Below are 11,198 nucleotides of genomic sequence, written 5' to 3'. Positions count from 1 at the left end.
TGGCTCCCATCACCGGCGCGGATGTCGGCGCTGTGGCGGACTTCCTGCGCACCAATCTGAATGACAGCGTGCCTTGGGAGATGGCATGTTCCACGGTGCCGTGGAGGGGAGAGGCGCCGAACCACGGCTTCATGCTGCGCGACGGGCAGCGCGTCGTCGGGACTTTGTTGGCGCTCTACTCCGAGCGGCTGATCGCCGGACGGGTGGAGCGGTTCTGCAATCTGGGATCGTGGTGTGTGCTACCGGCGTACCGGTCCAGGAGCATATCGTTGCTCTCAGCCCTGCTGGCGCAGAGCGACTTTCACTTCACGGTATTATCGCCCGACCGTGGCTCGCAGGAAATCTTGCCCTGGCTGAAGTTTCACTTCCTTGATACGTCGGCGGCGCTGATCCCCAACATGCCGTGGCCCAGCGTACCGCGCCGGACCAGGATCAGCGCGAAGCCGGAGGTTATCGAGAGAACGCTGACCGGGTCGGAGTTGAAGATCTATCTTGATCACGTCGGATCCCTTGCGGCGCAACATCTCGTACTGATTCGCCGTGGGGAGCACTGCTTTGTGATGTACCGGGAGTTCAAGTACCGGGATGTGCCGGTATTTGCGGTAGTGCTCCACGTCAGCAACCCCGGCCTGTTCCGGCTAGCCCTGCCCCAGTTGGGCCGGCACCTGCTGGTTCGGCACCGATTGGTGGCCACCATGGCTGAGCTGCGGATCATCGAGCACCGGCCTCGCCTGTCCTTCAGGCTCGACGACTGGCCCAAGCTGCTCCGCAGCGCCAGTTTGGAACCCGAGCAGATCGACTATCTCTACAGCGAGCTCGAGTGCGTGCCCTGGAGTCGCGGCAGTTTTCCGGGGAGGAGGTCGAAGGTCGTCGGTGCGCAAGGCGGCCCGCGGCACGCGGCCAAACCCAGCCGTCGATTCGACGATGAGAAAAAGGCCGCGTCGCTATGACCGCGTTTGCCATTGCCATTGCCATTGCCATTGCCATTGCCATTGCAGTGCCTCTCGCTTTGCTGCTTGTCAACGTCCTTCTTTTCAGGGCTCTCAAATCTGGCATTCCACAACGTAGCCTGGCGAATCCTGTTGTTACGCAGGATAACGAAGTCCGCACTCGGGACTAATACGATGGCTCGAACAGTGATGCGAGAGCAACGTCGCCCCCGGAGGGTGACTCAATTACTCACGCCCACAAGGGCAGGTGCATGCACGCTGTTCGTCGCAGTCCTCATTGCTCATGTGCTGATGGTCATCGCTGTCGGGAACCGTGGCTGGGATGACGGTTCCATCACCGCCGCGTTCGCCAGAACCTTCGCTGATACGGGCAAGATTTCGCTGACGCCGTTCAGCGAGGTCGTCGAGGGCTTTTCCAGCCTCTTCTGGTTTGCTCTCCTGGCAGCGACCGACAGCCTGGTGCCACTCGATTTCGACGGCATGATCGCCGCCAGCCAACTCTGGTCCGCTGTTTTCAGTGCAGTGGGTGCAGTTATCTTGTTTCGACTGTTACGCGTGGTATTGAGGCGTGCTGCAATGGCTTTGAGTTTCGTCGTCTTTGTCTCCGCAGCCTTCCTCAGCGAGACAGCCAACGGGATGGAGATGACGGTGCTGTCGGCGCTTGCGCTGTCGATGGTCTGGGTGATCGGGCGGCGGCAGCTTCATCCCGTCGCGTTGATCTCATTGGGCGCGGTGGCGCCCTGGGTCCGATTCGAGGCGGGGGCCTATCTCCTTGTCGCGGCTGGAACGTTCGCCATGCTGAGTCGTGACTATCGCCGCGCGGGCGCAATCGCAGGCGGTGCCCTGTCGTCATTGATCGTCATCACCGCAGTGCGGTTGAGCGTGTTCGGCTCAGCCGTGCCGAACACGATGCTCGCCAAGAGGTGGGCCCCATATCCCAAGGGCGGCTCAATCGGTGAGCAATTACTGGGGTCCAAATACGTCGTCGAAGAACTGATCTTCGTCATGGCCCCCGCTGTGATCCTGGCCGTGGTCGCGCTCGCGGGTACTCGCCTTCCGCACCGGCGCATGTGGTGGGCGCTGTTCATCGCACGGTGTCGGCAACCTGCCGTCGGATTCATCCTTGGCTACGTCGTTGCGGTGGCCGGTTTCAATCTGGCCATCGGTCCGAACTGGGGCTATCTCGGGCGGATGGAGCAGTCAGTCCTACCGTTGATGGTGGTTCTTGTGGTCTATGGACTACCCGTGGCCATGCCGGCACTCGAAGTACCGTGGCGCCTGGCGACTGCAATCGCGGCTTTGCTTGTTCTCACCGTTGCAGGTTTGGGGCTGCAGGGGCTTGCTCTACGTTGGCATCCCGAACGCTTCGATCACGTGACGCCGGCGGCTATCCGAGCGACAGGGCAGGCGGTTGACGAATTACGGGTGCGACTTGGCCTGCCCACAGTCACCGTGTTGATGCCTGATGTGGGCGGCTCCGGCCTCTGCTGCAGACAGTTGGCGATTCTGGACCTCGGCTTGCTGACCAACAGCGAACTCGCACACAACGGCTATTCGTCGTTGGAACAAGTGATCGAGACCAGGGCACCGGATGTCATCCAGACACACAGCGTGTGGTCTACCGCGTCCGGTATCTACGCCCTCGGCTATTTTCGTGAGAACTACACGGCCGTCGTCGTGAATCGGTCTTGGCTCTACCTGCGCAACGATCACCTTGCCGCTCTCATCGGGGATTGTCACCCGATCCTGGCGAAGACGGGCGACTTCATGTACGGCGCGGACGCCATCGATGAGCAGTACGCCCGGGCCCTCGGCAGGAGATTCGTCTGTCAGCTGGAATAATCACGTCACACCACAACGGACACGACCACACCCAGATGATCCGAGCCGGGAATCGTGACCGTACGGAGCGAGGTGGCGGTGCAGTTACGGGTCAGCACATGATCGATGGCCACGAAGGGCGGTGGCGGCCAATCGGCCGGGAATGTGGGCTTGATGCCGGCGCCGGATTGTTCGGCCGCATCCCGATAGCCGCTACCTAGCAGAGCGCGAAATGTGCGCATGTCACTGGTGCTGTTGAGATCTCCCGCAGCGATCACGGCGCCGCCGGACGCCGCCGCGGCCGTCTCATCCAAGGTGGCCGGCAATCGGGTGATGTCACGACGCCAGTCGTCGATAGGTTGGGGCCACGGGCCCGGCAGATGCATGACGAGCACGGTCGGGTCGATTGCTCTGTCGCCGAGCCGTATTCGCCCGCTGACGAGTGCCATGGTGTATCCGCCGATGCGCTTGTTGTCATACGTCGGGAACCTGCTCCACAAGCCGCCGCCCGACGCGCCGGGTCGCGGATCGAGCCAGCGGTACCGGAACGTCGCGTCCAGTCCGGCGTCATTCAGCCGGGCGACCTCTCGGGGGGTTAGTTCTTGGACTGCGAGGATATCCGCTTGCGCGTCAGCCGATTTCACGAATTGCCCCGCGTCGGCCAGCCCCAACCGAAGATTCGCCGTCATCACTCGAATCGTTATGCCGTCTGGTTGTGCGGTATCCGATGACAGGTAAAGGGGAAGCTCGACCGCGAGCATGGCCGCGGTCGACGCGACGGCAATCGTGACAAGCCACCAGCGCCCGGCGAGCAGCAACACGATCGCGGCCACCGGTGCGCCGACCATGAGGTACGGCGACAACGCGGCCGAGAGTAGGACCAAGTGGTTGGTGACCGGAAGGTACCGCGAAGCCAGTGCCCAGCATGCAATGGCGAGTGCGACGAGGCCGATTGCCGTCTTGGGCACCTCAAAAGCCTAGACCCCTACTACCCTCGTACCGGACGCACCGGAGCGGAACGGGGGAGTTGCCAGTCGTGATTGTCAGTCGTACCGGGGTACGTCTGTGAGCGTGCCACCCTCGGATCCCGCTGCCGATGATTGGCTGGAAAACGCCGACACGGAGCCGATGCCCCACCTGCTCTCGTACCCAGGAGTTTGGGGCAAGGTGGCTGCCGCCACCCCCCGGCCGCCGGAGCAACCGGCGCCCCGACAGGAGCCGCCACAGGAGCCGCCGGTATCGGGTGTCCCTTTCACTTTCCCCACCGGTGCGCGTCGGTCAGGGCGGAACCGACAGGCGGTCATCTCAGCCGTCGCCGCGGTGCTTGCGATTCTGTTCGTCGGTGTGGTGGTGTGGTCCGTTGGGTCCAGGGGCGACGACCAGGCGTCGAACGGTGACGGCACAACCACGGCTACACCCGCGCGGGACTCCGCCGCGGAAGCCCGGCTGATGGCCATGCTGCCCAAGGGCTATCCGGCCGACTCGTGCACGCCGGTCGATCCGCCGAAAGGTGCCGTGGCCCAGGTGGAATGCGGCGGTAACACCGACGCCGGCGGACCGCCCAAGGCGGCATATATCCTGGCGGCAGACCCGACCGCGCTGAAGTCCATGTTCGACAGGGTGGTCAGCTCGACGACCATGGTGAACTGCCCCGGCAACCTTCAGTCGCCCGGGCCGTGGCGACGCAATGCCACCCCACAGCAGGTCAGCGGCACCCTGTTCTGTGGGTTGCAGCAGGGGCATGCGACGGTGGCGTGGACCGACGATGCCAAGCTGCTGCTGGCGGCCGTCAGCTCAGATCCGCCGGACCCCAACCTCGATCAGCTCTACGCCTGGTGGTCGATGCATTCCTGACCGGAAGGTCAGGCGCCCGGTACGGGGAGGACGGTGGTGGTGGGCGTCGCCGCAGGACCGCCGGTGACCGGTGTGCCGGTGCTGCCTGTCGCGGCCGGTGCCACGGCCGGGGCGCCTTCGACGGCGGGAGTGCCTGCGCTGCCGGGTACCGCCGCGGGAGCGGGTGTGGCCGGGCTGCCTTCGACGACGGGTGTTCCGGTGCTGCCGGGCACCGCGGCCGGCGCCGGAGTGGTGGGGCTGCCTTCCACGATCGGTGTTCCGGTGCTGCCCGCGGGCAGCGGGGTGCCTGAGCTGCCCGCCGGCGCCGGAGTGGCGGGCACGCCCGCGACGGCAGCAGCTGCCGGGGTACCGGGGGCAGGGGTCGCCGCGGCTGGTGCGGCGGTGCCTGGGTTGCTCGTGGCAGGAGTCCATCCCCGGCTGGAGCCCGGGGGCGGGCTAGTGGGAGCTGGTTGCACCCATACCGCCAGGTCAGCACCGCCGGCGTTGTAGACGACGCTGTCGGGGGCATCACCGGTGACGTCGAAGTACACCTTGCCGGTGGTCTGCTCGCCCTGGGCCAAGGTCGCCGGGTTGACGCCCTGTGGGGTGGCGACGCCGAACAGCACGCGGTAGGTCTCACCGCTGCGGGCGCGGGCGTTCAGGTTCGACACGATCGGTGTCACGGAGCCCGCGATGGCCTGGTCGTTGGCGGTTGCTTCCCACAGTGCGCCCTGCACGGGGTAGGGGATGGTGTCCGAACTTGGCCTCAGATTGGCCACGGTCCAGCCTTGCACGATGTTTCCGTCGACCAGCTTCGCCTGCGAGCCGAGGTTCGTGACGTCGGGATCTGCGGAGGCAATCGGTGCGCTGATGATGCCGATGGCTCCGACGGCCAGAGCCGAGGCTGCGAGTGCGGTGATCTTCACGGTTGTGTGCTCCTGGGTCGTCCGTTTAGACGACATCCCCCCGGTTAGCGGGGACGCCGCCGCAAACGAAACTATCAGCTCGGTATGACGGGATGGGCAAAGACGCCAAACGTTATGCGGGCGTCAGTTCCAGATCGGATAGCACGATGGCACCGTCGCGGGACGGGGCGGTGACGGTGCCCGTGTAGCCGCTGTCGCTCTTCCACGCACTGACACGCAGCGTCTCGCCCGGGAAGACGACGCCGGCGAACCGGGCCCCGTAGGAGGCGAGTCGGGTGGCATCACCGCCGAGTGCCGCGTCCACCAGTGCCTTGCAGGCCATGCCGTAGGTGCACAGTCCATGCAGGATCGGCTTCGGAAAGCCTGCGGCGGAGGCGAATTCGGGATCGGAATGCAGCGGGTTGCGATCACCGCACAGCCGGTAGAGCAGGGCCTGCTGCGGCAGCGTAGGAACGTCGAACTCGAGGTCGGGGGCCCGATCGGGGACGGATGACGTGCTCGACGGCCCTCGATCGCCACCGAAACCACCCTCGCCGCGGGCGAAGATCGAACGCTTCTGCGTCCACAGCAGGGTGCCGTCTGGCGCGGTCACCGTGGTCTCGGACCAGATGACGGCGGCCTTGCCTTTGTCCCAGATCTCGGTGAACCGGGTGACTGCGGTGCCGGTGCCGGACGGTGGAATCGGGCCGGGCACGGTGATCGCCTCGCTGGCGTGCAGCACCTTGGACAGCTCGATGTCTATACCGGGGAACTGCACGGTCGGTGCCTCGGTCATGTGGAAGCTTTGCGCGACATTGCCGAAGGTCGGCAGCACCTGCGGGGTGTTGTCGGTCAGGTAGCGCAGCTCGCGCAGGCTCAGCGGATCCGCGCCCGCACCGAGGCCCAGGTGATAGAGCTGGATATCCGAGCTGGTCCAGCTGAACTCCGTCGGCTCCAGTTCGGCACCCAGTGCGACATCGAGATCGATTGGCATAGGTCAGGCTCGTCCCTCTTGTGATCCGGCGATGTGCAGCGCGGCAAGGTAGCCGAAGGCCATCGCGGGCCCGATCGTACCGCCGGGCCCCGGGTAGGTGTGTCCCATCACCGGGGAGCTGACGTTGCCCGCGGCGTACAGGCCTTCGATGATCGAGCCGTCATCGCGCAGCGCGCGCCCGTGCACGTCGGTGCGCACGCCGCCCTTGGTGCCGAGGTCGCCCGGCACCATCTTGGCCGCGTAGTAGGGCGCGTGGCTCACCTCGCCCAGGTTCGGGTTGGGCTTGTTGGTCGGGTCGCCGTAGTACCGGTCGTAGGCGCTCTCGCCGCGGTGGAAATCCTCGTCCCGCCCGGTGCGAGCGAAGCCGTTGAACCGGGCCACGGTCTCGGCGAGCTCCGCCGCGGGCAAAGAGGTCAGCTCGGCCAACTCGTCGAGGGAGTTGGCCTTGACCACCACGCCCGACTCCAGCCATTTCTTCGGAATGCGCTGTCCGGGTTGGAGTCCCGCGAAGATGTAGCGGTCGCGGTACTGCTGGTCGAAGATCAGCCAGGCCGGCACGTTCTCACCGGGGCCGGGCCCCTGGCCGTATTTGCCGCCGTACATCCAGTGGCAGGCCTCGACGTATGGCATCGATTCGTTCATGAACCGCTTGCCGGACATGTTGACGATGATCGACCCGGGAGAGTTGCGCTCTGACAGGGCGAACCATGGCGCGCCGACCAGCGGCACCGTCGGTCCCCACCAGGCATCCTCCATCAATTCCAGTGCGGCGCCCAGCTTTTCGGCCGCCACGATGCCGTCTCCGGTGTTGGCCGCGGCGCCGACGGTCCATTCGGTGGTGATCGGAGCACGTTGGTACTTGACCCGCATCTGTTCGTTGTGCTCGAACCCGCCGCTGCCCAGGATGACTGCGCGCCGGGCCTTGATCAGCCGGGGCTCAGCCGATTCCGGCCCGGTGCTGTCGCGGACGTACACTCCGCGGACTACACCGTTTTCGACATAGAGGTCGGTCAGTGCGGTGTTGAGCAGCACCGGCACGCCGGCGTCGCGTAGGCCGATGCGCAGCGGACCGATCAGGGCTCGGCCCATTCCGACAAGAGCCTTGCCGGTGGCTTTACCCCACATCGTGCGGGCACCGATCTTCAGGCTGCGCAGCACGCCCTTGCGGTGCCGCTTGAGCATGTTGAGCCGCACATAATCCTGCTGCATGACAACCACATTGAGTGGCACCTTGCCGTACGGCGGCTCCAGCCCGGCCATGTCCTCGCCGAGCTTCTTGGCGTTGAACGGCCGCGGTTCGATCGACCGGCCGCCGGCCCGGCCGCCAGGCGCCTCCGGGTAGTAGTCGGAGTAGTTCGGCACCCAGCACATCTTCAGCGGCGAGTGCGCCAACACGAAGGACAGCATCTCCGGCGCCCGCTTGAGGTAGGTGTCGATCCGTTCCCGCTCGACGACGTCGCCGACGATCCCGTGCAGGTATTGCGCGGCTGCTTCAGGCGTGTCCTTGACCCCGTCACGCTTGAGGATCTCGTTGTTCGGGATCCACACGCCGCCACCGGACCGCGCAGTGGAACCGCCGTAGTGTGCGGCCTTCTCAACGACTACTGTGGATAGTCCCTGGTGAGCGGCAGTAAGAGCAGCGACCATGCCGGCGCCCCCGCTGCCAACCACCACGACATCGAACTCCTGCTCCGTCATGTAGAACACGTTATAGAATTGCCCGGCCTGGGAACAACTGCCCCGGTCGAAGAAACGAGGGGACTTCACAAAAATGCTCGCTTCCCAGACGCGCGCAGAACTCGCCGCCAGCCTTGTTGAGGCGGAGCGGAGCCGGGTGCCGTTGGATCCGTTGACTGCGGGTTATCCGGGTATTGATGTGGTGGATGCGTATGAGATTCAGTTGGCCGCCAGCCTTGTTGAGGCGGAGCGGAGCCGGGTGCCGTTGGATCCGTTGACTGCGGGTTATCCGGGTATTGATGTGGTGGATGCGTATGAGATTCAGTTGATCAATATCCGTGCGCGGGTTGCTGGGGGTGCTCGGGTGGTGGGGCACAAGGTGGGCCTGTCGAGCGAGGCCATGCAGAAGATGATGGGTGTTGAGGAGCCTGATTACGGCCACCTGCTGGCCGATATGGAGGTGTTCGAGGACAAGCCGGTGCTGGCGGGCATGTTTCTGTACCCGCGGGTGGAGGTGGAGGTTGGCTTCATCCTGGCCGACGATTTGCCGGGTGCCGGTTGCACCGAGGACGACGTGTTGGCGGCGACGGCAGCGTTCGCCCCGTCGATCGAGCTCATCGACACCCGCATCAAGGACTGGAAGATCAAACTGTGCGACACCATCGCCGATAATGCCTCGTCAGCGGGATGGGTGCTCGGCGAGGAACGGGTGTCCCCGAAGGACATCGACATCCAGAACATCGACGCTGTGTTGACCCGCAACGGAGAGGTCGTGGCGGAAGGCCGCAGTGACGCGGTGCTGGGAAATCCGGTCACCGCAGTGGCGTGGCTGGCGCGCAAAGTGGACAGTTTCGGAGTGCGATTAAAGGCCGGTGACGTGGTGTTACCGGGGTCGTGTACCCGGGCGATCGATGCTCGTGCTGGTGATGATTTCGTCGCCGACTTCGCTGGGCTGGGTTCGGTCCGGCTGTCATTCGAATAAGGGAGATGACAGATGCCGAAAAAGGCTTCGGTGGCCATTGTCGGGTCGGGCAATATCAGTACTGATTTGTTGTACAAGCTGCTGCGTTCGGACTGGCTTGAGCCGCGCTGGATGATCGGGATTGACCCGCAGAGCGAAGGCCTGGCGCGGGCCCGCAAGCTCGGTCTGGAAACCAGCCACGAGGGGGTGGGCTGGCTGCTCGGCTTGGGCGAGAAGCCCGACATGGTGTTCGAGGCGACCAGTGCCTATGTGCACCGGGACGCGGCGCCGAGGTACGCCGAGGCGGGTATCCGGGCGATCGATTTGACGCCGGCGGCGGTGGGGCCGGGGGTGATTCCGCCGGCGAATCTGCGTGAGCATCTGGATGCGCCGAACGTCAACATGGTCACCTGCGGCGGTCAGGCCACCATTCCGATGGTCTACGCGGTGTCGAGGGTGGTCGAGGTTCCTTACGCCGAGATCGTGGCATCGGTGTCCAGTGCCTCGGCGGGGCCGGGGACGCGCGCGAACATCGACGAGTTCACCAAGACCACCAGCGCGGGCGTACGCACCATCGGGGGGGCTCAGCGGGGTAAGGCGATCATCATCCTCAACCCGGCTGATCCGCCGATGATCATGCGCGACACCATCTTCTGCGCCATTCCTGAGGACGCCGACCAGGACGCCATCACACAGTCCATCAAGGACGTGGCGGCCGAGGTCCAGACCTACGTGCCCGGCTACCGGTTGCTCAACGAACCGCAGTTCGATCCGCCGTCGCTGCACTCGGGCGGGCAGGCCGTGGTGACGGTGTTCGTCGAGGTCGAGGGGGCGGGCGACTACCTGCCGCCCTACGCGGGAAATCTGGACATCATGACCGCGGCGGCCACCAAGGTCGGCGAGGAGATCGCCAAGGAGTCACTCGCAGTCGCAGGAGGTGCGCAAGCATGAGCGCAGAGGTGTGGTTCGACCCGAGCTGGGATGTCCGGATGACCGATACGTCTTTGCGGGACGGGTCTCATCACAAGCGTCATCAGTTCACCACCGACGAGGTGCAGTCCATCGTGGCTGCGTTGGATGCGGCGGGGGTGCCGGTCATCGAGGTCACTCACGGTGACGGCCTGGGTGGGTCGTCGTTTAATTACGGGTTTTCCAAGACCCCGGAGCAGGAGTTGATCAAGTTGGCCGCGCAGACGGCCACGAATTCGAAGATCGCGTTTTTGATGTTGCCGGGTTTGGGGACTAAGGACGACATCAAGGAAGCGCAGCACAATGGTGGTTCGATTTGTCGGATCGCGACGCATTGCACTGAGGCGGATGTGTCGATCCAGCATTTCGGGTTGGCTCGTGAGCTGGGGTTGGAGACCGTGGGGTTTTTGATGATGGCGCATACGATTCCGCCGGAGAAGCTCGCCGCGCAGGCCCGGATCATGGCTGATGCGGGCTGTCAGTGTGTGTATGTGGTGGATTCGGCCGGCGCCCTGGTGTTGGAAGGGGTGGCCGATCGGGTGGCGGCGCTGGTCGCGGAGCTGGGTGCGGATGCGCAGGTGGGTTTTCATGGGCATGAGAACCTCGGTCTGGGGGTCGCGAACTCGGTGGAGGCGGTGCGGGCGGGGGCTAAGCAGATCGATGGCAGTACCCGGCGGTTTGGTGCGGGTGCGGGGAATGCGCCGGTCGAGGCGATGATCGGGGTGTTCGACAAGATCGGGGTGAAGACCGGGATCGATTTCTTCGAGATCGCTGATGCTGCTGAGGATGTGGTGCGCCCGGCGATGCCCGCGGAGTGTCTGCTGGATCGTAACGCGTTGGTGATGGGCTATTCGGGGGTGTATTCCAGTTTCCTCAAACACGCCATCCGCCAAGCTGAGCGTTATGACGTGCCCGCGCACAAGCTGCTGCACCGGGCCGGGCAACGCAAACTCATCGGCGGCCAGGAAGACCAACTCATCGACATCGCCCTGGAAATCAAACGCGAACAACAAGCCGCCACCACCTCCTAACCGAGCCTGAAACCCACCACGCATTTCCTGCCAAACACACCGCCAAACTCACAGTGG

Annotated in this window: 10 protein-coding genes; 6 read left to right on the top strand and 4 right to left on the bottom strand. The window is 64.6% G+C overall.

The features are described from left to right. Positions 1–32 precede the first annotated feature (32 nt). Both H7J73_RS27115 and H7J73_RS27110 read left to right on the top strand, forming a co-directional pair. On the top strand, positions 33–950 hold the full coding sequence (locus H7J73_RS27115) for a hypothetical protein (protein WP_264070891.1): 918 nt from the start codon (positions 33–35) through the stop codon (positions 948–950). Between the two features lie 6 nt (positions 951–956). Then, complete coding sequence (locus H7J73_RS27110; protein ID WP_264070890.1) at positions 957–2,792, top strand: hypothetical protein; 1,836 nt, start codon at positions 957–959, stop codon at positions 2,790–2,792. A gap of 5 nt (positions 2,793–2,797) precedes the next feature. On the opposite strand, the gene H7J73_RS27105 is transcribed toward H7J73_RS27110, so the two are convergent. Further along, positions 2,798–3,739 (bottom strand): endonuclease/exonuclease/phosphatase family protein, encoded by a 942-nt coding sequence (locus H7J73_RS27105; RefSeq protein ID WP_264070889.1) that lies wholly within the window; start codon positions 3,737–3,739, stop codon positions 2,798–2,800. Positions 3,740–3,836: 97 nt separating this feature from the next. On the opposite strand from H7J73_RS27105, the gene H7J73_RS27100 reads away from it, so the two are divergent. Then, positions 3,837–4,625, top strand: coding sequence for a hypothetical protein (locus tag H7J73_RS27100; protein ID WP_264070888.1), 789 nt, complete (start codon positions 3,837–3,839; stop codon positions 4,623–4,625). A gap of 8 nt (positions 4,626–4,633) precedes the next feature. On the opposite strand, the gene H7J73_RS27095 is transcribed toward H7J73_RS27100, so the two are convergent. The 3 genes from H7J73_RS27095 to kstD all read right to left on the bottom strand — a co-directional run bounded on the left by H7J73_RS27095 (position 4,634) and on the right by kstD (position 8,201). Further along, the gene (locus H7J73_RS27095; RefSeq protein ID WP_264070887.1) at positions 4,634–5,530 is read right to left on the bottom strand and encodes an MPT63 family protein; all 897 of its coding nucleotides are present in this window, start codon (positions 5,528–5,530) and stop codon (positions 4,634–4,636) included. 112 nt (positions 5,531–5,642) lie between these two features. Then, positions 5,643–6,503 (bottom strand): enoyl-CoA hydratase ChsH3, encoded by an 861-nt coding sequence (locus H7J73_RS27090; protein ID WP_264070886.1) that lies wholly within the window; start codon positions 6,501–6,503, stop codon positions 5,643–5,645. Positions 6,504–6,506: 3 nt separating this feature from the next. Next, a complete protein-coding gene (kstD, locus tag H7J73_RS27085; protein ID WP_264070885.1) occupies positions 6,507–8,201 on the bottom strand; it encodes a 3-oxosteroid 1-dehydrogenase in 1,695 nt (564 codons plus the stop codon). A 73-nt stretch (positions 8,202–8,274) separates the two neighbouring features. Here kstD and H7J73_RS27080 point away from each other — a divergent pair, with 73 nt between their 5' ends. The 3 genes from H7J73_RS27080 to dmpG are packed head-to-tail and all read left to right on the top strand — an operon-like array spanning position 8,275 to position 11,141. Further along, positions 8,275–9,162: a 2-keto-4-pentenoate hydratase gene (locus H7J73_RS27080; protein WP_276031822.1), complete on the top strand. Its 888-nt coding sequence runs from the start codon at positions 8,275–8,277 to the stop codon at positions 9,160–9,162. A gap of 12 nt (positions 9,163–9,174) precedes the next feature. Next, on the top strand, positions 9,175–10,092 hold the full coding sequence (locus tag H7J73_RS27075; protein ID WP_264070884.1) for an acetaldehyde dehydrogenase (acetylating): 918 nt from the start codon (positions 9,175–9,177) through the stop codon (positions 10,090–10,092). After that, positions 10,089–11,141: a 4-hydroxy-2-oxovalerate aldolase gene (gene dmpG, locus H7J73_RS27070; RefSeq protein ID WP_264070883.1), complete on the top strand. Its 1,053-nt coding sequence runs from the start codon at positions 10,089–10,091 to the stop codon at positions 11,139–11,141. Before H7J73_RS27075 ends, dmpG begins: the two co-directional genes overlap by 4 nt. Positions 11,142–11,198: the final 57 nt, after the last annotated feature.

It is taken from the genome of Mycolicibacterium komossense (assembly GCF_025822605.1).
Classification (GTDB): Bacteria; Actinomycetota; Actinomycetes; order Mycobacteriales; family Mycobacteriaceae; genus Mycobacterium; species Mycobacterium komossense.
This window is presented reverse-complemented; position numbering and strand designations above follow the sequence as displayed.